27 protein-coding genes are annotated in these 24267 nt (G+C 42.1%); 22 read left to right on the plus strand and 5 right to left on the minus strand.

Annotation, left to right across the window (positions count from 1 at the left end; genetic code table 11):
- Positions 1 to 16: 16 nt before the first annotated feature.
- The 11 genes from ACZ5C4_RS04480 (at position 17) to ACZ5C4_RS04530 (ending at position 9122) form a co-directional block, all read left to right on the plus strand.
- Positions 17 to 1057 carry a zinc-dependent alcohol dehydrogenase gene (locus ACZ5C4_RS04480; protein WP_464519947.1) on the plus strand — a complete coding sequence of 347 codons (1041 nt, stop codon included), beginning with the start codon at positions 17 to 19 and terminating at the stop codon, positions 1055 to 1057.
- A gap of 13 nt (positions 1058 to 1070) precedes the next feature.
- The gene (locus ACZ5C4_RS04485) at positions 1071 to 1580 is read left to right on the plus strand and encodes a PTS sugar transporter subunit IIA (protein ID WP_243207090.1); all 510 of its coding nucleotides are present in this window, start codon (positions 1071 to 1073) and stop codon (positions 1578 to 1580) included.
- Positions 1573 to 2238 carry a class II aldolase/adducin family protein gene (locus ACZ5C4_RS04490; RefSeq protein ID WP_464519948.1) on the plus strand — a complete coding sequence of 222 codons (666 nt, stop codon included), beginning with the start codon at positions 1573 to 1575 and terminating at the stop codon, positions 2236 to 2238. The genes ACZ5C4_RS04485 and ACZ5C4_RS04490 overlap by 8 nt, the downstream gene beginning before the upstream one ends.
- A gap of 31 nt (positions 2239 to 2269) precedes the next feature.
- Complete coding sequence (locus tag ACZ5C4_RS04495) at positions 2270 to 3385, plus strand: iron-containing alcohol dehydrogenase (protein WP_464519949.1); 1116 nt, start codon at positions 2270 to 2272, stop codon at positions 3383 to 3385.
- 140 nt (positions 3386 to 3525) lie between these two features.
- Entirely contained in the window at positions 3526 to 4407 is an 882-nt protein-coding gene (locus tag ACZ5C4_RS04500; RefSeq protein ID WP_464519950.1) for a DMT family transporter, read from the plus strand.
- A gap of 26 nt (positions 4408 to 4433) precedes the next feature.
- Positions 4434 to 5030, plus strand: a complete 597-nt coding sequence (locus ACZ5C4_RS04505) for a hypothetical protein (protein ID WP_464519951.1) — start codon at positions 4434 to 4436, stop codon at positions 5028 to 5030.
- Positions 5031 to 5091: 61 nt separating this feature from the next.
- Complete coding sequence (locus ACZ5C4_RS04510) at positions 5092 to 5610, plus strand: peptidylprolyl isomerase (RefSeq protein ID WP_464519952.1); 519 nt, start codon at positions 5092 to 5094, stop codon at positions 5608 to 5610.
- Between the two features lie 18 nt (positions 5611 to 5628).
- Positions 5629 to 6561, plus strand: a complete 933-nt coding sequence (locus ACZ5C4_RS04515; protein WP_464519953.1) for a DMT family transporter — start codon at positions 5629 to 5631, stop codon at positions 6559 to 6561.
- Positions 6562 to 6607: 46 nt separating this feature from the next.
- On the plus strand, positions 6608 to 7459 hold the full coding sequence (locus tag ACZ5C4_RS04520; protein ID WP_186875504.1) for an energy-coupling factor transporter ATPase: 852 nt from the start codon (positions 6608 to 6610) through the stop codon (positions 7457 to 7459).
- Positions 7444 to 8301, plus strand: coding sequence for an energy-coupling factor transporter ATPase (locus tag ACZ5C4_RS04525; RefSeq protein WP_464519954.1), 858 nt, complete (start codon positions 7444 to 7446; stop codon positions 8299 to 8301). The genes ACZ5C4_RS04520 and ACZ5C4_RS04525 overlap by 16 nt, the downstream gene beginning before the upstream one ends.
- Positions 8298 to 9122, plus strand: a complete 825-nt coding sequence (locus ACZ5C4_RS04530) for an energy-coupling factor transporter transmembrane component T family protein (protein ID WP_464519955.1) — start codon at positions 8298 to 8300, stop codon at positions 9120 to 9122. The genes ACZ5C4_RS04525 and ACZ5C4_RS04530 overlap by 4 nt, the downstream gene beginning before the upstream one ends.
- Positions 9123 to 9132: 10 nt before the next feature.
- On the opposite strand, the gene ACZ5C4_RS04535 is transcribed toward ACZ5C4_RS04530, so the two are convergent.
- The 3 genes from ACZ5C4_RS04535 to ACZ5C4_RS04545 are packed head-to-tail and all read right to left on the minus strand — an operon-like array spanning position 9133 to position 11239.
- Positions 9133 to 10104: an alpha/beta hydrolase gene (locus ACZ5C4_RS04535; RefSeq protein ID WP_464519956.1), complete on the minus strand. Its 972-nt coding sequence runs from the start codon at positions 10102 to 10104 to the stop codon at positions 9133 to 9135.
- Positions 10105 to 10118: 14 nt separating this feature from the next.
- The gene (locus tag ACZ5C4_RS04540) at positions 10119 to 10661 is read right to left on the minus strand and encodes a flavodoxin family protein (protein WP_464519957.1); all 543 of its coding nucleotides are present in this window, start codon (positions 10659 to 10661) and stop codon (positions 10119 to 10121) included.
- Positions 10658 to 11239, minus strand: coding sequence for a sugar O-acetyltransferase (locus tag ACZ5C4_RS04545; RefSeq protein WP_464519958.1), 582 nt, complete (start codon positions 11237 to 11239; stop codon positions 10658 to 10660). Before ACZ5C4_RS04545 ends, ACZ5C4_RS04540 begins: the two co-directional genes overlap by 4 nt.
- 147 nt (positions 11240 to 11386) lie before the next feature.
- Between ACZ5C4_RS04545 and ACZ5C4_RS04550 the strand changes: the two genes are divergently transcribed.
- Positions 11387 to 12280, plus strand: coding sequence for a LysR family transcriptional regulator (locus ACZ5C4_RS04550; protein WP_464519959.1), 894 nt, complete (start codon positions 11387 to 11389; stop codon positions 12278 to 12280).
- A gap of 18 nt (positions 12281 to 12298) precedes the next feature.
- Positions 12299 to 13045: a tRNA pseudouridine(38-40) synthase TruA gene (truA, locus tag ACZ5C4_RS04555; RefSeq protein ID WP_464519960.1), complete on the plus strand. Its 747-nt coding sequence runs from the start codon at positions 12299 to 12301 to the stop codon at positions 13043 to 13045.
- A gap of 221 nt (positions 13046 to 13266) precedes the next feature.
- Here the strand turns inward: truA and ACZ5C4_RS04560 are convergent, their stop codons facing one another.
- Both ACZ5C4_RS04560 and ACZ5C4_RS04565 read right to left on the minus strand, forming a co-directional pair.
- Positions 13267 to 14136 carry an Rpn family recombination-promoting nuclease/putative transposase gene (locus tag ACZ5C4_RS04560; protein ID WP_464519961.1) on the minus strand — a complete coding sequence of 290 codons (870 nt, stop codon included), beginning with the start codon at positions 14134 to 14136 and terminating at the stop codon, positions 13267 to 13269.
- 411 nt (positions 14137 to 14547) lie between these two features.
- On the minus strand, positions 14548 to 15405 hold the full coding sequence (locus ACZ5C4_RS04565) for a MurR/RpiR family transcriptional regulator (protein ID WP_464519962.1): 858 nt from the start codon (positions 15403 to 15405) through the stop codon (positions 14548 to 14550).
- Positions 15406 to 16013: 608 nt separating this feature from the next.
- Here ACZ5C4_RS04565 and ACZ5C4_RS04570 point away from each other — a divergent pair.
- From ACZ5C4_RS04570 to ACZ5C4_RS04610, 9 genes are all read left to right on the plus strand, one after another.
- Entirely contained in the window at positions 16014 to 17318 is a 1305-nt protein-coding gene (locus ACZ5C4_RS04570) for an ABC transporter substrate-binding protein (protein ID WP_464519963.1), read from the plus strand.
- A 56-nt stretch (positions 17319 to 17374) separates the two neighbouring features.
- Positions 17375 to 18292: a carbohydrate ABC transporter permease gene (locus tag ACZ5C4_RS04575; RefSeq protein WP_464519964.1), complete on the plus strand. Its 918-nt coding sequence runs from the start codon at positions 17375 to 17377 to the stop codon at positions 18290 to 18292.
- Positions 18289 to 19161 (plus strand): carbohydrate ABC transporter permease, encoded by an 873-nt coding sequence (locus ACZ5C4_RS04580; RefSeq protein ID WP_186875493.1) that lies wholly within the window; start codon positions 18289 to 18291, stop codon positions 19159 to 19161. The genes ACZ5C4_RS04575 and ACZ5C4_RS04580 overlap by 4 nt, the downstream gene beginning before the upstream one ends.
- Positions 19162 to 19170: 9 nt before the next feature.
- Positions 19171 to 19800, plus strand: a complete 630-nt coding sequence (locus ACZ5C4_RS04585) for an SGNH/GDSL hydrolase family protein (protein ID WP_464519965.1) — start codon at positions 19171 to 19173, stop codon at positions 19798 to 19800.
- A gap of 2 nt (positions 19801 to 19802) precedes the next feature.
- Positions 19803 to 20492, plus strand: a complete 690-nt coding sequence (locus ACZ5C4_RS04590) for an N-acetylmannosamine-6-phosphate 2-epimerase (RefSeq protein ID WP_464519966.1) — start codon at positions 19803 to 19805, stop codon at positions 20490 to 20492.
- Complete coding sequence (locus ACZ5C4_RS04595; protein ID WP_464519967.1) at positions 20489 to 21412, plus strand: ROK family protein; 924 nt, start codon at positions 20489 to 20491, stop codon at positions 21410 to 21412. Before ACZ5C4_RS04590 ends, ACZ5C4_RS04595 begins: the two co-directional genes overlap by 4 nt.
- 175 nt (positions 21413 to 21587) lie before the next feature.
- Positions 21588 to 22319 carry a glucosamine-6-phosphate deaminase gene (gene nagB / locus ACZ5C4_RS04600; protein ID WP_464519968.1) on the plus strand — a complete coding sequence of 244 codons (732 nt, stop codon included), beginning with the start codon at positions 21588 to 21590 and terminating at the stop codon, positions 22317 to 22319.
- A gap of 35 nt (positions 22320 to 22354) precedes the next feature.
- Positions 22355 to 23110 carry a copper homeostasis protein CutC gene (locus tag ACZ5C4_RS04605; RefSeq protein WP_464519969.1) on the plus strand — a complete coding sequence of 252 codons (756 nt, stop codon included), beginning with the start codon at positions 22355 to 22357 and terminating at the stop codon, positions 23108 to 23110.
- The gene (locus tag ACZ5C4_RS04610) at positions 23103 to 23999 is read left to right on the plus strand and encodes a Cof-type HAD-IIB family hydrolase (protein WP_464519970.1); all 897 of its coding nucleotides are present in this window, start codon (positions 23103 to 23105) and stop codon (positions 23997 to 23999) included. The genes ACZ5C4_RS04605 and ACZ5C4_RS04610 overlap by 8 nt, the downstream gene beginning before the upstream one ends.
- Positions 24000 to 24267: the final 268 nt, after the last annotated feature.

The following is a 24267-nucleotide window of genomic DNA, read 5'->3' on the forward strand; positions in this document are numbered from 1 at the left end:
TGGAGGATTGGCAGATATGGAAGAAACAATGAAAATGGCACTCTGGTATGGCCCAGGGGATGTAAGGATAGAAGAACGTCCCATGTTTGAATTGGAAGAAGATGCAATCATCATGAAAGTAAAAGCGTCGTTGACATGCGGAACAGATGTAAAGACATACAAAAGAGGGCATCCAAGCTACAAGCCGGGGATTTCTTTTGGACATGAAGCGGCAGGAATTGTACATAAAAAAGGGAGTAAAGTGACAGGATTTGAAGTGGGTGACAGGATTGTTCCTCACAGTGCAGCGATGTGCGGCGAATGTTACTACTGCAAAACAGGAAGGAATGATGGATGCTGTGAACATAGAGTACGGATTAAAGGAGGTCATTCGGAATATGTTTACATTCCTGGACCCGTTGTACGGCAGAATACATTCCACATTCCAGATGATGTCAGTTATAAGGCAGCGGCATTGACTGAACCGCTGGCATGTGCGATGTACGGAGCAGATATGACAAAATTCAGTTATGGAGATACGGTTGTGGTAATGGGAGCAGGTCCAATAGGTCTGATGATTGCCTTAATAATCAAAAGAAGGGGCGCTCATGTTATACAAGCTGATTTTTCGAAAGACAGGCTGGAAGTCTCACGAAAACTTGGAATTGATACGACGGTAGTCTTGAATCAGGAGATGGATATTGTTCATATGATTCGAAATCTTACTCCGCAGAAACGAGGGGCGGACGCAGTCGTTGATGCGACAGGTCAGCCTGCTGCATGGGAAAATTGTATTATGATTGCCCGCAAAGGGGGCTATATCAATCTATTCGGAGGCTGCAAACCGGGTACGAAGATAACAATAGATACGCAGACGATGCATTACGGAGGATTGACGATTGCTGCTTTTTTCCATACGACACCAAAGCATGTGATGATGGCGAACGAGATGATTAATCACCATGAAATTCCGGAAGATATTTTTGTTACAGGGGAATATCGGCTGGAGAATCTGATTGATGCACTTGAAGCACATGCAAACCAACAGGGGATTAAAAATGCAATTATATATGAGTAGACGGTTGGTTTAGATGGAAAATTATGAGGATATTGTAGAGCGCATTGACAAGACGGAGGAAGAAGAAATGATAAACGAAATATTAATAATTGAGGATAATCCCGGGTCATGGGAAGAGGCGGTTCGGGCGGCATATAAAGAACTTCATGACAGGCATTTTGTAAAGGAATCTTTTTTACAAGGGTGCATGGAACGGGAAAAGATTTATCCGACAGGCTTAATGACAGAAGTGCCGGTTGCGATACCTCATACCGATTCTATTCATGTAATAGTTCCGGCAATTTGTGTAATAAGACTGAAAGATCCTGTTTTATTTCGGAATATGGAAAGCCCGGAAAATGAGGTGCCTGCACAGTTTGTATTCTGTATGGCGTTAAAGTCAGGAGATGCTCAGATTGACATGCTGAAAGCAATATTAAATACAGCGCAGGATAAAAAATTTTTACAGGAAGCAAAGACAGAATCTCTGGAGACAGTAAGAAAAAAATTGATGAGAAGATGGGAGGTAAAAGACTATGTATGATACAATTGAACAGGCGAAAGAGGATGTGATGTGGGGTGTAAGGACAATGGTTGAAAAAGGATATGCACTCGGTACTGCCGGGAATATAAGTGCCCGTGTACAAGACAAGGAAATGTTTGTGATTACACCTTCCTCGCGTTCTTATGCAACACTTAAAAAAGAGGATTTATGCCTTCTGGATATGGAAGGGAATATAGTAGAGGGAAAGTATAAGCCGTCTGTGGAGGCGGTGATGCACCGCTATATATTTGAAATGAGACCGGAGGTAAAGGCGATTGTACATTCTCATTCGAAATATGGTACTCTGGTAAGTTCCATTAAAGGAGTAACAAAATTACCGATTATAGATGTAGAAAGTATATCTTATTTAGGCGGTGAAGTGCCGGTCGCACCGTTTGCCCCCGCGGGTTCTCTGGAACTTGCAGAAAATGTAAAGGGAGCAATAGGTACAAGCGCAGGAGTGCTTATGGAAAACCATGGAACAATCGGAGTTGGAATATCTATGGAAAAAGCGATGATTGCCAGTGATAATATCGAAAGGACGAGCGAACAGTATTTGATACTTCTTGCATCTGGAAAAGAAAAAAAGGAGATACCAGAATCATACATAGAGACTGTAAAAAAGATTTCACTTAGAAATCGAAATATTGAAGGATAAAGGAATGCCAGGAAAGAAGAAGGAGACAATTATGGGAAAGTTTAAAATAGCGCCGGAAATATATGAATATGCTGACTTTGGGGGATTTATAAAAGATTTTCCGATACAAAAGGATGACTTAATACTGACGCAGAGATTTATTTATACTCCTTTTATTGCACCTTTTCATCTAGAGTGTCAAGTGATTTTTCAGGAAGATTTCGGAGAAGGAGAACCATCAGACGTAATGGTTGATGCGGTACTAGAAAAAGCTCATAGTCTGAAGTATCGCAGAGTTATTGCAGTGGGTGGGGGCACAGTGATAGACATAGCGAAATTGTTGGCCTTAAAGGCATTTCGCTGTGCAGAAGAAATTTTTTTAGACTCGTCTAAAATTATAAAAGAAAAGGAATTAATTATTATACCAACTACCTGTGGAACAGGAAGTGAGGTTACAAGATCTTGTATTATTTCATCTATAAAGAAACAAACAAAAGTTAGAATGGCCTTTGATGCGTTCTATGCGGACAAAGCAGTTTTAATCCCACAGTGTATACATACCTTGCCATATCGTTTTTTCGCCTATAGTTCTATCGATGCACTAGTTCATGCAGTAGAATCATTCTTGTCACCGAAATCAAATGCCTATACTGATTTGTTTTCAGTTGATGCAATAAGACTGCTTGTAAAAGCGTTTGACAAAATAGTGGTGGAAGGAGAGGAAAGCAGGCAGAAGTGGGAGTCAGATATTTTAAGAGCAAGTAATTATGCGGGAATATCTTTTGGCAATGCAGGGTGCGGTGCAGTACATGCTCTTGCTTTTCCGCTAAGTGGTAGATACCATGTAGCACATGGGGAAAGCAACTATCAGTTTTTCTGTGCTGTCCTGGATAAATATTATGAAAAGAATGCAAAGGGAAAAATGAGCAGATTGTGCGATATTCTGTCAGAAATACTTAAGTGTAAAAAAGAGAGAGCACTTTCCGAGCTTAAGGAGCTGTTAAATCAAATATGGCCAATCAAAAAACTCAGGGACTTTGGGATGAAAGAAGAGGAAATAGAAGAGTTCGCAAATGAGGTGTACGATGAACTTCAGCCAGTGCTTGCGACTAGCTATGTGCCATTATCCAGGGAAGAGTTGAAAAGGATCAATCAGAGTTTATATTAGTAAAAAAAGCATTTTCAAATACGAAGGCGTATGAGGCGTAAGGTTTCATACGCTTTTTATCATATATTTACATAGGTCATTCCCCTATGTTATTCTTTTTACAGAATCTATTGGAATCTGAATATAAGAAGGAATAAGAAATGACAAGAGAAAAGACCGGATTGATTACCTTACATACAGCAGTGCTTCTTATGGGACTTGCAGGACTTTTTGCAAAATGGCTGCATCTTCCCTCCATAGTGATTGTATTGTGGCGTGTTCTGTTTTCATGTCTTTTTCTTCTGATTCTTTTAAAAGTGAAAAAAGACAGTTTGAAATTGAGATGCAGAAGGGATTATTTATTTTTGATTGCGGCAGGAGCTGTGCTTGCTGTACACTGGACGACTTTTATGCAGTCTATACAAAGTGCCACAGTTGCAGTGGGAACACTGACATTTTCTACATTTCCGCTTTTTGTAACGTTTTTAGAACCGATACTATTTAAAGAAAAATTGAGAGCAGGCAACGTACTGTCAGCGGTAGTGATGCTTGCGGGAGTGGGGATCATTGTACCTCGGTTTGAGCTTGGAAATTCTATGACGCAGGGAATTCTCTGGGGGATGGCGGGGAGCTTAAGCTATGCGGTACTTTCTTTGATGAACCGAAAATGTATGGAGAAGTATTCCAGTATACTGACGGCGTTTTATGAACAGGCGACGGCGAGTATCCTTCTGCTTCCAGTGTTATTCTTCAACAAGGAGAAGGCGCAGGGAAAGGAGTTTTTACTTTTGCTTTTGCTGGGAGTTTTATTTACGGCAGTGGCGCATACATTGTACATTGAAAGCCTGAAATATGTAAAAGTCCAGACGGCAGGAATTGTATCCGGTTTGGAGTCGGTTTACGGCATTGTGGCAGCGTTTCTGTTTTTAAAGGAAGCGCCGACAGCGAGAGAGTTGATTGGAGGCGGCATTATACTTGGAGTGGTCTTTTATACAAGCATAGTATCGGCGCGCAAAAACGCAGACGGTTTAAAAGGAAAATAACAGGAGGAAGAGGTGAAGAAAACAGGATGGAAAAGGTATTGGAATATTTTACGATAGACGGGGCAGTCGGAGGCAGTCAGGCATGGTTTCACAATGTAGTTATGTATATGGGAGGATGCGCTGCGGCGACAGCATGTGACAGTAGCATTTATTTCGCTTTACATAAAGGATGGACAAACTTATACCCGTTTGATATACACCATCTTACAAAGGAAGAGTATGTGCGCTTTGCGATGAAAATGAAACCCTATTTAAAGCCAAGAGTGGGTGGAGTGAAGAAGCCTTCCATGTTTATAGAAGGATATGCGGCATATTTAAAAGATGTAGGCAACAAAACGTTGCACATGGAGGCGTTTGAAGGGGAACATTCTGATGAAGAGGCAGAACATTACATCAAGCAGCAGATTGATCGGGGGTATCCGGTACCCTATTTAATGTTGCGGCATCAGGACGAGAGGTATAAAGATTTTGAATGGCATTGGTTTTTGTGCTATGGGTACGAAATACGGGATAATAGGATGTGGATCGCAGTAGCTACATATGGGCAGAAGAGTATGCTTCCACTAAAGGAGCTGTGGAATACGGGATGGGAAGAAAAGGGAGGACTGATTGGATTTTATTGACGAAAGAAGGGAAATTCGTTACAATATGTGCAGTATATATGAAAGAAAAGAGGAAAAGAATATGGCAAATCCAGTAGTGACATTTGAAATGGAAAATGGAGATATTATGAAAGCAGAATTGTATCCGGAAATCGCGCCGAATACAGTGAAAAACTTTATTTCTCTGGTAAACAAAGGGTTTTATGACGGATTGATTTTTCACCGTGTAATCAGCGGATTTATGATCCAGGGAGGCTGTCCCGACGGAACCGGTATGGGCGGCCCAGGATATACAATCAAAGGAGAGTTTTCTCAGAATGGCTTTGCAAATGATTTGCTCCATGATGAGGGGGTCCTTTCTATGGCGCGTGCAATGCACCCAGATTCTGCGGGGTCACAGTTTTTTATTATGCATAAGAAATCTCCGCACCTTGACGGAGCATATGCGGCATTTGGCAGGATAACAGAAGGCATGGACGTGGTAAATAAAATAGCAGATACGGCAACGGATTACAATGATAAGCCGTTAGAGACACAGAGAATGAAAAAAGTAACAGTAGAGACGTTCGGTACGGAGTATGACGAACCGCAGAAAGCGTAACTTTTACGGAGAAAAACAATGAGAAAAAAGCTGACACAGCCGGCAGGTGTATGCCTGCTGGCGCTTTTTTGTTGCGCTCTTTGGGGAAGTGCTTTTCCTTGTATTAAGATAGGGTATGAGTGGTTTGAAATAGAAGGGGTGGGGAGTCAGATTCTCTTTGCAGGGTATCGGTTTTTCCTGTCTGGTATTTTTACATTTCTGATAGGATGTATACTGGAGAAGCGGATTTTGACAATGAAACGTTCCTCTTTTCCTTATATTCTGCGCCAGGGGCTTCTTCAGACGACAATACAGTATGTATGTTTCTATGTAGGGCTTGCGCATACTACTGGGACAAAAGGCTCTATTATCAATGGTTCAAATGCATTTTTTTCTATTATTGCGGCGCATTTTATCGTGAAGAATGAAAAGATGACTTGGACGAAAACGGCAGGTTGCCTGTTTGGACTGTGTGGAGTCGTTGTGATTAATCTCGCGCCGGGTGCGCTTTCCGGCGGATTTCATATGATGGGGGAGGGAATGGTGCTGCTGTGCAGTATGGCATACGGGATCAGTACGGTGCTGGTGAAGCTGATTTCTGACAGAGAGAGCGTTATGACAATCACTGCCTATCAGACTTTGTTTGGAGGTTTTGTATTGATCCTCATGGGGATGGCTTTAGGAGGAGAAGTAAGCGGCGGCGATTTTAAAAGTGTGTGCCTGATGCTATATATGTCTATCCTTTCTACGGGTTCATTTAGTATATGGACAATCCTTTTGAAATATAATCCGGTGGGACAGGTTGCAATATACGGATTTACGATTCCGATATTCGGGGTGTTATTTTCAGCAATATTTTTGGGAGAACAGATCGTGTCTATCCAGAATATTGCCGCCCTGGTTCTTGTCAGTGCAGGAATCTGGTTGACTTACAGGAAGCCTTGCAAAGAAAAAGAAGAGACGGTACAATAGAGAACGATATAAGAATATTTGGTGTAATCTTTGGAGACAAAAGCCGATGGAAATGATAGAAGCGAAAAAGCTTGTATATGAATATGAAAAACGAGATGAAGATGGGAATGTGACAGGTCTAAACAGAGCAGTCGATGGAATTGATCTGCGGATTTCTGAAGGTTCTTTTGTTGCGATTCTGGGGCATAACGGTTCTGGAAAATCTACTCTTGCCAAGCATTTGAATGCGATACTGGTACCGACAGGAGGTACGGTGTGGGTGGACGGTAAGGACACAAAAGATCCAAAGGAACTGTGGAATGTACGCCAGAGCGCGGGTATGGTGTTCCAGAATCCAGACAACCAGATTATCGGTACGGTTGTGGAAGAAGATGTAGGGTTTGGTCCTGAAAATTTGGGTGTGCCTTCAGAGGAAATCTGGCAGAGAGTGGAGGACAGCTTAAAGGCCGTCGGTATGATAAAATACAGGAGCCATTCTCCAAATAAGCTTTCTGGAGGACAGAAGCAAAGAGTAGCAATCGCAGGGGTGATTGCTATGGAGCCAAAGTGTATTGTGCTGGATGAACCGACCGCCATGTTGGATCCAAACGGAAGAAAAGAAGTGATCCGCACAGTAGAAAGATTGAGGAAGGAAAAAAATGTAACGGTCATTCTGATCACGCATTATATGGAAGAAGTAATTGACGCAGATGAGGTATTTGTGATGGATGGAGGCCATATTGTGATGCATGGGACTCCGAGGGAAGTATTCAGTCAGGTTGACCGGCTTAAAGAAATCAGGATGGACGTGCCCCAAGTGACGATGCTGGCAGAAATGCTGCGTAAGCGAGGGATTGCATTGCCGAAAGGAATATTAAGGAAAGAAGAGCTGGTGGAGGCATTATGTCGATTAAATTAGAAGAGATCAGTTACGTATATAGTCCGGGGACAGCCTATGAACAGCATGCGCTGAAAAACGTCAATCTGGAAATTCCTAAGGGACAGTTTGTAGGCATTATTGGTCATACGGGGTCTGGGAAATCTACACTCATTCAACATTTAAACGGTCTGGTGAAAGCAACCTCCGGCAGACTGTACTATGAGGGAAAGAATATCTATGAGGAAGGATACGATTTGAAGAAACTGCGCAGCCAGGTAGGGCTAGTGTTTCAGTATCCGGAGCACCAGTTGTTTGAGGTAGATGTTTTAAGTGATGTCTGCTTTGGGCCTAAAAATCAAGGGCTTTCTCCAGAAGAGTGTAAGAAAAAAGCTGTAGAAGCACTGCATCTGGTAGGGCTTTCCGAAGAGTGCTACGGACAGTCTCCTTTTGAATTGTCTGGAGGGCAGAAGCGCCGTGTGGCGATTGCGGGAGTTCTGGCGATGCATCCGAAAGTACTTGTGTTGGATGAGCCCACGGCGGGACTGGATCCAAAGGGCAGGGACGAGATATTGGATCAGATTGAAAGCCTGCACAAAAAGACGGGAATGACTGTCATACTGGTTTCCCACAGTATGGAAGATATTGCGAAGTATGTAGAACGGATTATTGTGATGAATCAAGGAGAAAAAATGTTGGACGGCTCACCGAAAGAGGTGTTTTCCCACTATCAGGAGCTGGAGCAGGTAGGTCTTTGCGCACCTCAGGTAACCTATATCATGCATGACTTAAAAAAGCGGGGATTCCAGGTGAGTACAGATGTAACTACAGTGGAAGAGGCAGCAGAGGAAATTATAAACAGCTTAAAGAGGGAGAGACAATGATTAGGGATATTACTATAGGACAATATTATCCGGCCAAAAGTGTAATACACCGTTTAGATCCAAGGGCAAAGATTGTTTGTACCCTGTTGTTTTTGGTTTCTTTATTTGTTCAGAACAGTCTTCTGGGCTATGTGATTGCCACCGCTTTTTTGGGGACGGTCATATATCTGAGCAAGGTGCCTTTGAAATTCATTGTCAAGGGATTGAAGCCAATTCTAATTTTGCTTTTATTTACGGTTGTGATGAATTTATTTTTAAATAAAGGCGGGGAAACGCTTGTGTCATTCTGGATCTTTCAGATAACAGAGAATGGACTTAGGGTGTCTGTGTTTATGGCAATCCGCCTGATGTACCTGGTCGCTGGTTCCTCCATTATGACGTTTACTACGACGCCGAATGCATTGACAGATGGAATTGAAAAGCTTCTTTATCCTCTGAATAAAATCAAAGTACCGGTACATGAAGTGGCAATGATGATGTCTATCGCACTTCGATTTATTCCGATTCTGCTGGAAGAGACAGACAAGATTATGAAAGCGCAGATTGCCAGGGGCGCTGATCTGGAGAGTGGAAACATTTTACAGAGAGCAAAGGCGATGGTGCCGATTTTGGTGCCGTTATTTGTGTCGGCATTCAGGCGGGCGAATGATCTGGCTATGGCGATGGAGGCGCGGTGCTACCGCGGCGGTGAGGGCAGAACAAAGATGAAGCCGCTTGTGTATCATGGCAGGGACAGGGTGGCCTATGTCATTGTGCTTGTCTATCTGGCAGCAGTCTTTTGCGTCGGACGTTTTGTTCCTTTTTCTATCTGGATATTCTGACAGATGCGCGTTACAGCCACTTCTGAAAAAAGGTGGTCAGCGTGTCAAATGGAATTATATCTGTCCGGTCGTATAAATCTGTATGAACAGCATTTGGAATCAACAGTAGTTCTTTGTTATTCCCTTTTAGTTTCGCGAAAGCGTCTTTGCTGAAATAGCAGGAATGCGCTTTCTCGCCATGCACAATAAGCACTGCACTGCGGATTTCGCTTGCATACTGTAAGATGGGCATATTCATAAAAGACATTGTGCCTGTTATATTCCAGCCGTCATTCGAATTAAGCGAGCGTTCGTGATACCCTCTGCTTGTTTTATAATAATCGTAATAGTCTTTCACAAAAAATGGCGCATCCTCCGGCAAGGGATCGATAACTCCGCCTCCTCTTGCATACTCCCCGTTTTTATAGTCGATACTCCTCTGTGCATTCCATGTCTTTTTCTTCTCGTAGCGAGCCGCTTCGCTATCTTCTGCATCGAAATATCCGTTCGCATTTACCCGACTCATATCGTACATAGTCATAGTGGCGGTTGCTTTTACGCGTGTGTCGATTGCGGCTGCGTTTAATGCCATTCCGCCCCAGCCGCATATACCGATAAGACCGATTTTTTCAGGGTTCACATTTTCTTGAACAGACAGAAAATCTACTGCCGCCTGGAAGTCCTCTGTATTGATGTCCGGTGAAGCCATATATCGGGGAGAGCCGCCGCTTTCTCCGGTGAAGGACGGATCGAAAGCGATTGAAAAAAATCCTCTTTCCGCCATTTCCTGTGCATACAGTCCGGCAGCCTGCTCCTTTACCGCCCCAAACGGACCGCAGACAGCAATAGCAGGTAATGTTCCGTTTATATCCTTTGGGGCATATAAATCGGCTGCTAAAGTGATGCCATAGCGGTTATGAAATGTTGCTTTATGGTGATGGACCTTATTGCTTATTGGGAATGTTTTGTCCCATTGTTCGACTAGTTTTAAATGTTCGTTCATTTTTCGTTTCCTCCTTAGCAGATCTTCCTGCCCATATCATAGGCATTTTTTAATGCCGCGTGTCCTTTGATTTCTCCGATTGCTCCAACGCCGCCAGCGAAGATGGTTTTGGCGAGGCGGACTTTTTCAAAACAATCGATCCAGCCCTGTAATCCCTTGATAACTCCGTCCATAGCAGTTTCTTCGGTGTCCGCGGCAGTGGCTAACAGGTATAGCTCTCTAAACATATAGTTAGATGGAAAGAGTGGATTAGAACGGTCAAGCAGAGTTTTCATCTGTCCGCACATTTCATAAAAATAGACAGGCGTAGCAAATACGATAACATCGGTCAAAAACATTTTCTTAATAATCTCATTTACATCATCGCGGATAATACAACGCTGTGTTTTTTGACAGGAAAGACATCCTTTACAAAAACCGATTGTTTTATTATATAGAGAAATTTTTTCTACGATATTTCCCGCCTCTTTTGCTCCACGTGTAAATGCATCTGCTAAAATTTCAGAATTTCCATTTTTTCTGGGACTGGTAGAAATAATCAATACCTTTTTACTCATTGCAGATCCTCCGTAACAACTGTTTTTATTATTTTGGCGGGTACTCCGCCTACAACAACATTTTCCGGCACATCTTTTGTAACAACTGCGCCTGCAGCAATAATGGAACCATTTCCAATCGTTACGCCTGGAACAATCGTTGCGTTTGCCCCTATCCAGACATTTTTACCAATAACGATGGGAGCTGGGTGCAAAGTGCCTCGTTTGGACGGTGAGAAATCGTGATTTAATGTTGCAAGTACAACACAATGACCAATCAATGTGCCGTCTCCAATCGTGATGCCTCCCTGGTCTTGAAAATGGCATCCTGAATTGATAAAAACATTTTTGCCGACTGTGATATTTTTCCCGCAATCAGAATAAAACGGCGGAAATAATCGGAAAGACGGGTCAACTGGTTTTCCAATCAGCTCTGAAAACAGGGCTCTTATTTCTTCCGGCTCATGGTAACGTCCATTTAATCGGGAGGTAATCTGCATTGCTTCCTCGCTGACCTTGTGCATAAACTCGTGCAGCTCTGAATTGCCAATCACCGCTTTTCCGCAATTCAGATGTTCTAAAAAATCATGTAAATCCATATAATCTCTCCTTATGTATCTGATTTCTTTATAGTATATAATCTGTCTGTGAAAGTATCAAATACCTATATAAAATAAGACTATATGCTTGACAGGCATATAATTAAAACGTATAATTTCACTAGTAAAAATAAGGGGATAGGATATATGGAAGTTCGTATCTTACGGTATTTTCTTGCTGTGGCAAGAGAAGAAAGCATCTCTAAGGCAGCTCAATATCTGCATATTACGCAGCCGACACTTTCGCGGCAGCTTATGGAATTAGAAGAGGATCTGGGAGTGAGGCTCTTAAACCGCGGAAGGCGCAATCACAAAATTACTTTAACGAATGAAGGGGTTCTATTACGTAAACGCGCAGAGGAAATTATTGCTTTGGTTGACAAAACGGAATCAGAGCTTGTTGCGGAAGATGAGATGATTAACGGGGATATTTACATTGGCGGTGGAGAGACAGACGCTATGCGTTTGATTGCCAAAGCTGCCCAAAATCTACAAAAAATGTATCCTCATATTCGTTATCATCTGTTTAGTGGAAACGCGGATGACGTAACAGAAAAATTGGATAAAGGGGTACTTGATTTTGGGATTTTGATAGAACCTGCCGATATAGAAAAGTATAACTATATTAAGCTGCCGGTAAGAGATTGCTGGGGGCTTCTTATGAGAAAAGACAGTCCTTACGCGAAAAAAGAAAAAATTTCACCGGAGGATTTAAAGGAAATTCCCCTTATTACTTCCAGACAGGCGTTAGTACGCAATGAAATATCTGGTTGGAGTGGACAAAATTATGAACAATTCAATATTGTTGCTACATATAATCTAGTCTATAATGCTTCTCTTATGGTTGATGAGGGATTTGGGTATGCATTATGCCTGGACAAGCTGGTGAATACATCAGAAAGCAGTAACTTATGTTTCAAACCTCTTACACCGCGGTTAGAATCACAGTTAGACATTGTCTGGAAAAAACAGCAGGTGTTTTCTAAAGCTGCTGAAAAATTTTTGACAGTGTTAAAAAAGGAAATTGCAATTACAGAATAGAAGGCGAAAGGAAACGGTATGAAAAGAATTAAATTGACCGTTGCGTATGACGGAACAAACTATTGTGGATGGCAGATACAGCCAAATGGAATTACAATAGAAGAAGTGCTCAATAAAAGGCTGTCGCAGGTTTTAAAAGAAGATATACGGGTAATTGGAGCCAGCAGGACAGATTCTGGCGTACATGCATTAGGCAATGTAGCGGTATTTGATACAGACACCAGTATTCCTCCTGTAAGGATCGCGTACGCTGTGAATCAAAAACTTCCAGAGGATATTGTGATAGTCAAGTCAGAGGAAGTACCGGCAGACTGGCATCCGCGGTACTGCGACTGTGAGAAAACGTATGAATACCACATATGGAATGCCAAGGTTCCAGATCCGACTCGGAGACTTACGACCTATTTTGTATCATATAAGCTGGATTTAGACAAAATGCGGCAGGCAGCAGCCTATCTGATCGGTGAGCATGACTTTGCCAGCTTTTGTAATGTGCGGACAAATGTTGAAAATACAGTGCGCAGAATTTATGAACTTACAATAGAGCAAAACGAATGCGAATGGATTATCCGCATCAGAGGAAACGGCTTTCTCTATAATATGGTGCGGATCATTGTCGGAACGCTTCTGCGCGTAGGGAGAGGATATTATACTCCACAAAAGGTAGAAGAGATACTTAAGGCGCAGGATAGGCAGGCAGCAGGGGTGACTGCGCCTCCGCAGGGACTCATTTTAAAAGAAATAACCTATCACAGCGGAAGCTGACGAAAACGATCCGCGCAAGAGGGAGTGTATTGCAACGTTCGTCAGGGCTTCGCCGGAATTTCTCTTTTTTATAACACACTCCTTACGCTTACACTTTCTCATACGCTTCATTTCGCTATGGGCAGTCGCCGAATGACAAGAAACAGGAAGCCCTCTGTTTATATGCAAGCATGACACAGAGTCTTCCTGTTCTTTTCGCACCGCTTGTTGCTTTGTTAACTTTATATTTCTTCCATTAATTTTTGAATAGTTTCTATATCTTCTTCCAGCATTTCTGCAATTTCTTCTACTGAGAATCCCTTTTGTACTTTCTTTTCCACTTGCTTTCGTAGTTTTTGTATGCCGCCTTGTGTTAAACCTTCTCTTAATCCAGAAGCATGTCCTTCCTGACGCCCTTCTTCACGTGCTTTCTCTTGTTCCAGTATCTTTTCTTCCCATGCCTGCATGTATTTCACCCCGATCTTTTCACTGGATTTGATTGCATGGATCCGTTTCTGGATATTATGTATCCTCTCACTGGTACAAGAGGCACTTACTTCCTCTGTGGTATGCTCCATATACCTTAACAGCTCTATCAGTTCTTGTGGTACGCCTTCTGTGCGCTGTCCGCGGGTATTTAAAAATATCCGAACAGCGTCGTCCTGCAAGGATAATCCAGGTACTTCCTTACACTGCATCTGGAAGGTATATCGATATAATCCATAACCGAATAAATCAAAAGGGCAGATAAGAATAATATAGACAGGATTCAGCCTTTGAAATCCCACTTCCCCTGGCTTTAAAAGGTTGGAATCGATTAGCGCCTGATAAAACCGGCTCCGTTTTGGCAGATTCCCTGTATCCTCTCTCTGCACCTCTGCGTTGTATATGCGTTCCTCTTCGTCCATTGCCCAAACATCCAGCCGGACATACCGATTCAGTGGATGGGTGCGCTGCTCCTTTTCTGTCTGGGGCAGGAGCTTTAAGACAACCTCCCTTCCCAGAATAATCTCCAGCATGTCCCGCATTGTATCTGGGTCATCAGCAGCCTGTGAGAATAAAAAACGATCCAGCAGATTCAAATCCTTCAATGTTTTTTGTTTTTGTTCCATATTACTTTTCCTCCTTTTATTATAGGGAAAAGCCTTACGGTTTACAACACTTTCCCCTTAAGTTACACAGCATTTGCCGCAAACGATATAGTGCTTTCTGCAAAGTAGACATTAAACACACAAATATATACCTCACCTGCAGCGTAAGTAATAAAACAGATGCTGTCACAGCAGTTTCCTTTGTTTCATTGGGTAAAAATTTAGAATGCCCTGGCAGTTAAATACCAGAAAAACCGATTGTCCATCAGATGAACATAAATAGAATGATACATGTAAATTTTTAGAATGTAGATTCCTTATATAAGAAATAAAGATACTTCCCTTTCCCTAATATAGATAGATATTAGAAAAGATACCCTTACCTTAACACATCAGAAAACAAACTACAAGAAAAATAAATATAAATTTAACTCACATCATTTTTTCTGTTATCACGCGAGAGGTTTTCTTTTTGTTTTCAATCGCACGATTTCCTAATTTTTTATAGACTTCTGCATAAAGAATGTCAACTAAAAATAACTGTGCAGTTTTATTTGCGATGGAACCTCCTTCCATTGGGCCTTCATTTGCGCCGCATAAAAGCAGGACGTCTGAATACTGTGCGGCAGGAGTTTTTAAAAACTGAGTGATAAAAATAACAGGCACTTTGGAGGAATGGCAAATATGTGCAATTTCAATACAGTCCTTCGTAATACCGGAATTGCAGAAAATAATAGCAATATCTTCCGGGGACAATAATGCTGCCTGTGTCAGCTGTATATGAGCATCTGAATTATAAATGAAGTTAGGAAGAATTTTCATAAACTTGTTTTTTGCTTCGTTTGCACTGGTGCCTGAACCGCCAAATCCAAAGAGATTGATTGTGCGTGCACTCAAAATCAAATTTACGGCTCGGGAAACTGCACTGAAGTTTAAAGTCTCAAAGGTCTGCTCAAGGGCAAGAATATATGCACGCTTTACGTTTGCAGCAGTTTCACGACAATTTGGAGTAGCAGCGACATCGATCGTCTCTTTTTTAAAGCTGGTTTCAGGACTAGATGTGCTAAGTGCAAGAGAAAGCTTGAAATCTTGGTATCCCTTGAGAGATAAGGTACGGCAGAAACGGAATACACTGGTTTCACCTACGTGGCAGAGCCTGGACAAATCTGTGATTGTGGCGTTCAGTGCAGCCTGGGGAGAGGAAAGAACAAAATCCGCAACTTTTTTTTCAGCCTTGGTCATTTTTGAATATCTGCTTGTGATTTCCGTCATCAGGGTAGTTGTAGCCATAGAGACACCTCGCTTTTCTTTACATTGTAACATAGGGGAAAAATGACTGTCAATTTAACCGGAACTAAGAAGAAAAAAGAGGATACGTACAGACCGATTAAATGTCATTAATTAAATATAATGATTCGGGTGTCAAAAGGTAACTTATTTAAATTCTCTTGTCACTTTTCACAAAAAGTAACTTTTCAGACTCCGGTGCGCGGAGCATTCCGATGAACCTCTTAATACGAAAATCACGTCAGCAAAGGCTTCCGTGATTTTTGAGTTTCATCTCCATCGCGCATAAAGTCGTCTGGCAAGTTATCTTTTTGTGAAAATTGCCGGAAGCATTTGCAAAAGTTACCTTTTGACACTCTAATCATATAATAGAATAAAAAAGAAAAAAATTCTTTTTTTATTTATTGTAAAAATATCATAAATTGAATCATAAATCAACTGATAAAATATAAAAAACACACAAAATACGTGTTGACAACTGAAAATAAAAATGATAATCTTATTTCAGAAAAAATATTTTTTGAAAATTCATCAAATTATAATTTGATAAAAAAGAAAAAATTTTCAAAAAATATTCCAACGTAAAATTTTAAAAAGGAGGATGTGTAGAAATGAAAAAGAAAATGGTAAGTGTACTTTTGTGTATGTCTTTAGCGGCTGGCATGCTGGCGGGCTGCGGGGGCGGTGAAGAGAAAAAGTCGTCCAGTGCAAATGGAGATAAGCCATATGCTGGAGAAAAGCTTACCGTACTGTATATGTCAGGTGTATATGCAGATGCGGCGAATAGCATGGTAGATGAGTTTGAAGAACAGACGGGGGCTACTGTGGAGGTTGTAGACTTTCCATATGCAACATTACATGAAAAAGCATTACTGGATCTGACAAGTGGTACGGGCTCCTATGATGTCATAGATGTAGCAAGCCAGTGGGACGGGGAATTTGCACCATATATGACAGATCTTCAGGAATTTATGGATAAGGATGATTACAGCACAGACGTTTTTATTGAAAAAGTGCTTGAAAACTGTGGTGTATGGCAGGGAGTGACGACAGGAATACCGAATGCATGTACTCCGCAGCTCTTTGCTTATCGTACAGACCTTTTGCCCGAAGGAATTCCAGATACATGGGAGGAATATCGAGAAGTAGCGAAATCTTTGACAAATAAAGAAGAAGGTATGTATGGTATATCCGTATCCGCAACAACCGGTCAGCTTGGAGGTACATTTGACTATGTACTGTGGTCTATGGGAGGCGCCTGGGCAGATGAGGACTGGAATGTAACGATTGATTCCGACGCGACGAGAGAGGCCCTGAAACATTTGAAGGAAATTCAGGATTACGCAGATCCATCGATTTTGTCATGGGGAACAGAAGAATCTATCAAGGCATTCCTCGACGGAAATGCGGCGATATGCGAGACTTGGCCAACACTGGGACTGACACAGGCGGCGGATGATGAAAGTCAGTCAAAGGTCGTAGGAAAATGGGCGCTTGATGTAATTCCACATGATGAGACAGGAACAACACTTCTGAGTGCTTGGGATGTATCTATTCCGGCGGCATCTAAAAATCAGGAGCTTGCATGGGAATGGATAAAGATGTATACAAGCGAAGAAAAACAAAATCAATTTTATGAAGAATATGGTATTCTCTCACCACGGGAAGCATTCTGGGAACAGGACGGCATCAAAGGTACATATATGGATACAGTAAGAGAAGCGCTTGATACTGCAAATATGTGGTGGAGAATTCCGGCATCTACAGAGGTAGATACAATGTTAAATACGGTAGTGAGCCAATATATGTCCGGACAGATTGAGTTGGAAGAAGCGGTTTCAAAAATGGAAGAGGGCATGGAGGCAGCATTGAAGAACGCGCCGCCGGAGGAAGGAACGAAGAACTATAATCTTTAAAAGAGATTCAGAGCAGGGCTGTCATATGACAGCCCTGTATGGAAAGGAAGAAAGGTATGGCAAACAGGAAAAAACATGTGCAGAAGAATATCAGAAAAAGCAAAAGCGATAAAGCGGCATCCTGGCTTTTTTTGACTCCGACGATGATTTTTCTGGGAGTAACGGCGCTGCTCCCATTACTTTATTCAGTATATTTGAGCTTTTTTAAGATGAAGCTGAATCTCCCCAATGCGGTTCCGGAATTTGTAGGACTTTCGAACTATATCAGAATGCTTACAGATGAAGCACTCCATGTCAGTACATTAAATACATTATTATTTGCGGTGGTTTCTGTGACACTGGAGGTATTGGTGGGACTTTTTGTTGCTATGGCGCTTTGCTCAGATAAAATGTGGGCGAGGATTATCACTTCGATCTTCTTGATCCCAATGATTATGGCTCCTGTAGCTGTCGGTACTCTCTGGCGCATGATGCTGGATTCTACAACAGGAGTTATTAACTATCTTTTAAGCTTTCTGGGAATACCAAGCATTACCTGGCTAAGCAGCACGAAAACGGCGATGATAGCGGTTATCTTGGTCAATGTGTGGCAGCTAGCTCCATGGGTGACGATTATCTGCGCAGCAGGACTGAAAGCGCTGCCTCAGGACAGTCTGGAAGCAGCAAGTGTGGACGGAGCGTCTAACGGTGTAATCTTCCGGAAAATTGTACTTCCTTACATAGCTCCGCTTCTTACTATTGTTGTGATGCTGCGCTTTGTAGATGCATTTAAAGTATTTGACACAGTGTATGTTATGACAAACGGCGGTCCAGGAAATGCTACAGAAATGCTTCCGAACTATATTTATAAGCAGGGACTGAAATTTTTTGACGCAGGATATTCTGCGGCTCTGGCGATTGTATTTGTAGTAGTTATGACGTTGGTAACTGTAGGATTTTTGAAAATGAGAGATAGGATGGAGGCGCAGATATGAAGAAAATGAAACACAAAGCACCGACTACAGACAACATTATTGGAAATTTTGCGGGGAAACCGGTGCGGGTTATCCTCATTGGGATTTCTTTGATTCTGATTGTGTTTCCTCTCTATTGGCTCATAACAAGCTCTTTTAAAATAGAAGGAGAGTATTTGTCCAACCCTCCGGTCTTATTTCCCAGTATATTTACACTGGATAGTTATCAGGAAATTTTCGGAAAGAACCAGCTTTTGCAGCATTTTATGAATACATTGATTGTGGCGGGCGGCTCAACGATTATATCTGTTATATTTGGAAGTATGGCGGCTTATGCAGTTGCGCGCGGAAGCATTGGAAACAGAGCGAGAAAATGGTTCGGACTATGGTTCATGGTACAGAAAATGTATCCGGCGATTGCTACAGCTATACCAGTTTATCTGGTTATGAGAAGCCTGCATCTGATCGATACAAAGACAGCATTGATTATTATGAATACTAGTTTTAATCTGCCGCTTGTAATCTGGCTTATGATGGGATTTTTCGAACAACTTCCTTTGGAGCTGGAAGAATCGGCTATGCTGGATGGATGTGGGTTTACCAAACGCTTTTTTCTGATTATTTTCCCCCTTACCAAACCGGGAATCATTGCCTCTGCGATTCTTGCGTTTGTAGGAGCGTGGAATGAATTTTTATTTGCTGTTATTTTGAGCATCAATAAATCAAAGACACTTCCGGTCGTCATTGCAGGATTTATCACAGATAGGGGCTTGGAATGGGGGCCAATGGCCGCTACAGCAGTAATTACACTTGTACCGGTTTTAATTCTTGTGTGGGTGCTTCAGAAAAATTTTGTTCAGGGACTTGCGATGGGAGCAGTGAAAGGTTAGGTATAAGAGATGAAGAAAAGAGTATTGTGTTTTGGAGATTCGAATACATGGGGATATGATGCTGTGACAGACGGGCGTTTTCCAGAAGAAGTAAGATGGACAGGCAAGCTTGCCGCACGTCTAGGGAGTGAATACGCTGTAATAGAAGAAGGATTAAGCGGAAGGACAACAGTGTTCGAAGACCCACTGAATGAAGGAATGAGTGCACTGTCATTTCTATATCCCTGTCTAATGTCACAGGCGCCTCTTGATTATATGATTATTATGCTGGGGACAAACGATTGTAAAGAACGCTTCTGTGCAACATCCAAAAATATAGCAGACGGAATGAAAAGACTAGTATGTAAAGCGGCGGCGACACCAGCGTGGAGAGAAAAAGCCAAGATTCTTATTGTTGCTCCGGCTCCCATTGCTCCACAGTGTGAGCAGTCAAAGGTAGCAGGGGAAATGGGAAAGTGCAGCGCTAAATCGGTAGAGCTTGCAGAAGAGTTCAGAAAATGTGCCGAGGAATGTGGATGTGATTTTCTGGACGCGGGACCTGTCTGTACAATGAACCAGATAGATTTTATGCATATGGATGCGGCGAGCCATGATAAATTTAGCGCTGAAATTGAAAAAATAGTAAAAAGGCGGGTATGATTATGGGAAAACCAGTTGAGACGATAAAAGGAAAACTAATAGTATCCTGTCAGGCGCTTCCGGAAGAACCACTACATTCTTCTTTTATTATGGGGAGGATGGCATTCGCGGCTATGGCAGGAGGTGCTGCTGGAATCAGGGCAAATACGAAAGAAGATATAGCCGAGATAAAAAAGAATGTGGATCTGCCTGTAATTGGAATTGTAAAAAGAGATTATGAGGACAGTCATGTATATATTACGCCTACTATGAAAGAAATTAGAGAACTGATGGAAGTAAAACCGGAAATCATTGCCGTAGACGCTACTGGAGGAATACGGCCGGGCGGGCTCAGTCTGAAAGAGTTTTATAAGGAAATCAGAAGCAATTATCCAGAACAACTTCTTATGGCAGACTGCTCTACTTTGGAGGAGGCAGTGTATGCGGACGAATTAGGGTTTGACTTCATTGGGACTACCCTGGTTGGATATACAGAACAAAGCAAAGGAATTAAAATAGAACAAAATGACTTTTTCTTGATCAGAGAAATATTAAAGCGTGTGAAACACAGAGTTATCGCAGAGGGAAATATCAATACCCCTGAGAAGGTACATAAAGTGATGGGGCTTGGTGTATATAGCGTAGTGGTAGGAACGGCAATTACAAGACCGCAGGAGATTACGAAAGAATTTGTAAGGGCATTAGAAAAATGAAAGAATATTATGTAAGCATTGATGTGGGAGGAACAGCCCTGAAATATGGTATAATAGACGAACACGCGCAGATTATAAAAAAGGATAGTGTTCAGACGAATACGGCAGGAAAAGGCGAAGGAATTCTGGAACAGATAGTAAAGATAACGGAAAAAGAACAGGAAAATTTTAAGATTTCTGGAATCTGTGTGTCTACCGCAGGAATTGTAGACTGCGAAAAAGGAAAAATTCTGTATGCAGGAGAACTGATACCTGGTTATACCGGCACAGAGATTAAAAAGCAGATGGAAGAACGGTTTCAAATACCATGTGCAGTGGAAAATGATGTGAATTGTGCGGGATTGGCAGAAGTAGTAAGCGGAGCTGCCGTAGGACGCAAAAGTGTCGTATGCCTCACAGTCGGCACAGGAATCGGAGGTTGTGTGATTCTGGATGGAGAGGTTTATCACGGATATGGAAATTGTGCAGGTGAAGTAGGGTATCTGTATATGGACGGAAGTGATTTCCAGACTCTAGGAGCTGGGAGCATTATGAGTAAAAAGATAGCAGGCAAAAAGAATGGCAGACCAGAAGAGTGGAATGGAATTAAGATTTTTGAATATGCAAAGCAAGGGGATGAGGACTGTATTAGAGCAATTGAGGAAATGACAGAAGTACTCGGGAAAGGAATTGCGTCTATCTGTTATGTCCTGAACCCACAGATGGTTGTGCTAGGTGGAGGGGTAATGGAACAAAAAGAGGTTCTGAAGCCCCTTATAGAAAAACAGATACAAAAATATTTAAAGCCGATTTTACTGGAAAAGACAGAAATTGCGTTTGCGAAACATGGAAATAATGCAGGAATATTAGGGGCTTTTTACAATTTTAAAAAATATTACAGGAAGGAGAAAAACAAAGAGGCAAGAGCATTTGAAACTTGACAATCTGTCAGGTAATTGATAGTATGAAACTAATTAAATGGACTGGATTGTTATGAATGGAGGCAAAACCAGATTTTCGAGGAATAAAGTAAGATTCTTTATATTCTGGAAATCTGGTTTTTTCATCTTTGTAAATCGTTCCATAATAATCTCAGCATAGAGGAGGAATCTAAAAATGAAAATCTACAAAGCAAAAGATTACCAGGAAATGAGCAGGATCGCTGCGAACATTATAGCTGCCCAGGTTATTCTGAAGCCAGATTGTGTTTTGGGGCTGGCAACAGGCTCTACGCCGATTGGCACGTATGACAGGCTGACAGAACTGTATGAAAGCAAAGACTTGGATTTTTCCCAGGTTAAGACAGTGAATCTGGATGAGTATAAGGGGCTTAATCATGCCAATGATCAGAGCTATTATTATTTTATGCACAAAAATTTGTTCGACCGTGTAAATATCAAAGAAGAAAACACCAATGTTCCCAATGGAATGGAGCCAGACGCGGCGAAAGAATGTGCAAGGTATGAAGAGTTGATTCGCTCTCTGGGCGGGATTGATTTGCAGCTTCTCGGATTGGGCCATAACGGACATATTGGTTTTAATGAACCTTGTGATATTTTTGAAAAGGAGACACACTGCGTGGAACTTACGGAGAGTACAATCGAAGCAAACAAACGATTCTTTGCTTGTGCAGATGACGTCCCAAGACAGGCATATACAATGGGAATCGGCACGATTATGACGGCAAAGAAGGTTCTGCTGGTTGCAAATGGAGAGGCGAAGGCAGATATTGTGGCAAAGGCGTTCTTTGGAGAAATTACGCCGCAGGTTCCGGCATCTATTCTGCAGCTGCATAAGGATGCGATACTTGTATGTGACGAAGCAGCATTGTCAAAAGTTCCGCGGTAGTGTGCGGTTTTCTTAAAAAGGAAGGAAAGATAGAGATGAAATGCACACTGGAAGTATGTGTGGACAGTGTTCAGTCTGCTTTAGAAGCACAGAAAGCAAAGGCAGACCGTATAGAATTGTGCAGCAATTTAATCATTGGCGGAACATCGCCGGGAAAGGCACTTTTTCAGCAAGTGAGGTATTACACGGATTTAAAAATCCGTGTATTGCTTCGTCCGCGGTTTGGAGATTTTTGTTATGATAAATATGAGTTTACCCAGATGAAGGAAGAGGCAGAAATGTATCGTGAACTAGGGGCTGACGCGATTGTAACGGGAATTTTGTGCCCTGACGGTACATTGAATGTAGAGCAGATGCAAGGGCTCATTAAAGCAGCGGATGGCTTGGAATTTACCTTACATCGGGCATTCGATATGTGTCGGGATGCGTTTATGGCTTTAGAGCAGGCTGTGGAACTGGGGATTGGAACGATTCTCACAAGCGGACAAAAAAATTCAGCATGGGAGGGCCGTAAGCTGTTAAAAGAGCTGGCAGAAAAAAGTGCAGGTCGTGTGGAAATTCTTGCAGGTGCAGGAATTACACCGGATGTGATTGGAAAATTAGTTTCCTATACAAAAATTACAGCCTATCATATGTCGGGAAAGGTTGTAAAGGACAGCGCCATGGAATTCAGAAGAACGGGCGTAAACATGGGAATTCCAGGGTTCAGTGAGTATGAGATCTGGCAGACAGATGCAGAAAAGATCAGAGAAGCAGCCGAAGTGCTTAAAGGAGTTTGCAAGGATGATTAAAGTAATTGCGTCCGATTTAGACGGGACGCTGTTAAATGAAGAACATAGAATATCAGAGAGAACAATTAAGGCAGTAAAGCGCGCACAGGAGGAAGGTATCTGCTTTATAGCCGCGACCGGCAGAGGCTACAAAGAGGCAGAGCTTGTGTTAGGGCCGGCTGGGATTCGCTGCGGCAAGATTGTTACCAGCGGATCAGAAGTAAGAGATGCGTCCGACAAGATTATCAAAACGATTGCGATGGAGAAAGAGGCTGCGGCGAAGATTTTAGAGATTTCCGAAAAAGCAGGGATTGCGGCGTATATATTTACGGATGAACTGGATGGAGTTATCGGCACGGAAAAAGAGGTAGAAGATTTTCTTGTCGCGCAGATACAGACGTTTCATTTAAACGGTACAAAAGAGGAAATTTTAAAAACCGCTGTGTTTGAAGAGTACAAAAAGAGTACAAATGTAATACCTGATAAAGAGAAGATATTAAAATCTAACTGTAGTATATATAAAATTTTTCTGTTTTCTACCAATCTGGAAATTATAGAAAATATTAAAAAAGAAGTAGAGCGTATACCGGACATTGCCTCGGCTGCGTCATCGCTGGACAATGTAGAGATTACCAGTGTACAGGCACAGAAAGGTCCTGTGCTGAAATGGTATATAGAGAGTATGGGATACCGCATGGATGAGGTAATGGTACTGGGTGATAGCCTGAATGACTATTCTATGCTGTCGATGGATTTTGGCGCCTGTGTAGCGATGGAAAATGCCGTAGAATCGTTAAAAGACATAGCGCCTTATCGTGCGCCATCTAATAAGGAGGATGGGGCAGCATATGCGATTGAAAAGGTGTTGGAAGGAAAGCTGGAGGAACTAAGAGCAGATAAAATAGTGTAAATACGCTCTTGACAAACCATACATAATAGGATAAGATTTCAGCAGATATGAAACAGGCATAGAAGGGAACAAGTAGTAAATGCTCTTCCTGTAAATGGAAGTTGGAGAAAACAGAAAGTAGCCGGCTGATGAGAGGCGCATGATACCGACATTTACGAATACATCTCGGAGCTGCGCATTGAAAGCATATAGAGTAAGAGATAAAGCGTTTTTAACGAAACAGATGTATGTGTGAGTAGACTGCGACGTGGGCACGCGTTACTGTGCA

Source organism: Mediterraneibacter flintii (genome assembly GCF_055387595.1).

What these genes read in the sequence shown, in the direction of transcription:
- ACZ5C4_RS04480 (WP_464519947.1), top strand. Translation starts at nt 17, where the DNA reads ATGGAAGAAACAATGAAAATGGCACTCTGGTATGGCCCAGGGGATGTA.
- ACZ5C4_RS04485 (WP_243207090.1), top strand. Translation starts at nt 1,071, where the DNA reads ATGGAAAATTATGAGGATATTGTAGAGCGCATTGACAAGACGGAGGAA.
- ACZ5C4_RS04490 (WP_464519948.1), top strand. Translation starts at nt 1,573, where the DNA reads ATGTATGATACAATTGAACAGGCGAAAGAGGATGTGATGTGGGGTGTA.
- ACZ5C4_RS04495 (WP_464519949.1), top strand. Translation starts at nt 2,270, where the DNA reads ATGGGAAAGTTTAAAATAGCGCCGGAAATATATGAATATGCTGACTTT.
- ACZ5C4_RS04500 (WP_464519950.1), top strand. Translation starts at nt 3,526, where the DNA reads ATGACAAGAGAAAAGACCGGATTGATTACCTTACATACAGCAGTGCTT.
- ACZ5C4_RS04505 (WP_464519951.1), top strand. Translation starts at nt 4,434, where the DNA reads ATGGAAAAGGTATTGGAATATTTTACGATAGACGGGGCAGTCGGAGGC.
- ACZ5C4_RS04510 (WP_464519952.1), top strand. Translation starts at nt 5,092, where the DNA reads ATGGCAAATCCAGTAGTGACATTTGAAATGGAAAATGGAGATATTATG.
- ACZ5C4_RS04515 (WP_464519953.1), top strand. Translation starts at nt 5,629, where the DNA reads ATGAGAAAAAAGCTGACACAGCCGGCAGGTGTATGCCTGCTGGCGCTT.
- ACZ5C4_RS04520 (WP_186875504.1), top strand. Translation starts at nt 6,608, where the DNA reads ATGGAAATGATAGAAGCGAAAAAGCTTGTATATGAATATGAAAAACGA.
- ACZ5C4_RS04525 (WP_464519954.1), top strand. Translation starts at nt 7,444, where the DNA reads ATGTCGATTAAATTAGAAGAGATCAGTTACGTATATAGTCCGGGGACA.
- ACZ5C4_RS04530 (WP_464519955.1), top strand. Translation starts at nt 8,298, where the DNA reads ATGATTAGGGATATTACTATAGGACAATATTATCCGGCCAAAAGTGTA.
- ACZ5C4_RS04535 (WP_464519956.1), bottom strand. Translation starts at nt 10,104, where the DNA reads ATGAACGAACATTTAAAACTAGTCGAACAATGGGACAAAACATTCCCA.
- ACZ5C4_RS04540 (WP_464519957.1), bottom strand. Translation starts at nt 10,661, where the DNA reads ATGAGTAAAAAGGTATTGATTATTTCTACCAGTCCCAGAAAAAATGGA.
- ACZ5C4_RS04545 (WP_464519958.1), bottom strand. Translation starts at nt 11,239, where the DNA reads ATGGATTTACATGATTTTTTAGAACATCTGAATTGCGGAAAAGCGGTG.
- ACZ5C4_RS04550 (WP_464519959.1), top strand. Translation starts at nt 11,387, where the DNA reads ATGGAAGTTCGTATCTTACGGTATTTTCTTGCTGTGGCAAGAGAAGAA.
- truA (WP_464519960.1), top strand. Translation starts at nt 12,299, where the DNA reads ATGAAAAGAATTAAATTGACCGTTGCGTATGACGGAACAAACTATTGT.
- ACZ5C4_RS04560 (WP_464519961.1), bottom strand. Translation starts at nt 14,136, where the DNA reads ATGGAACAAAAACAAAAAACATTGAAGGATTTGAATCTGCTGGATCGT.
- ACZ5C4_RS04565 (WP_464519962.1), bottom strand. Translation starts at nt 15,405, where the DNA reads ATGGCTACAACTACCCTGATGACGGAAATCACAAGCAGATATTCAAAA.
- ACZ5C4_RS04570 (WP_464519963.1), top strand. Translation starts at nt 16,014, where the DNA reads ATGAAAAAGAAAATGGTAAGTGTACTTTTGTGTATGTCTTTAGCGGCT.
- ACZ5C4_RS04575 (WP_464519964.1), top strand. Translation starts at nt 17,375, where the DNA reads ATGGCAAACAGGAAAAAACATGTGCAGAAGAATATCAGAAAAAGCAAA.
- ACZ5C4_RS04580 (WP_186875493.1), top strand. Translation starts at nt 18,289, where the DNA reads ATGAAGAAAATGAAACACAAAGCACCGACTACAGACAACATTATTGGA.
- ACZ5C4_RS04585 (WP_464519965.1), top strand. Translation starts at nt 19,171, where the DNA reads ATGAAGAAAAGAGTATTGTGTTTTGGAGATTCGAATACATGGGGATAT.
- ACZ5C4_RS04590 (WP_464519966.1), top strand. Translation starts at nt 19,803, where the DNA reads ATGGGAAAACCAGTTGAGACGATAAAAGGAAAACTAATAGTATCCTGT.
- ACZ5C4_RS04595 (WP_464519967.1), top strand. Translation starts at nt 20,489, where the DNA reads ATGAAAGAATATTATGTAAGCATTGATGTGGGAGGAACAGCCCTGAAA.
- nagB (WP_464519968.1), top strand. Translation starts at nt 21,588, where the DNA reads ATGAAAATCTACAAAGCAAAAGATTACCAGGAAATGAGCAGGATCGCT.
- ACZ5C4_RS04605 (WP_464519969.1), top strand. Translation starts at nt 22,355, where the DNA reads ATGAAATGCACACTGGAAGTATGTGTGGACAGTGTTCAGTCTGCTTTA.
- ACZ5C4_RS04610 (WP_464519970.1), top strand. Translation starts at nt 23,103, where the DNA reads ATGATTAAAGTAATTGCGTCCGATTTAGACGGGACGCTGTTAAATGAA.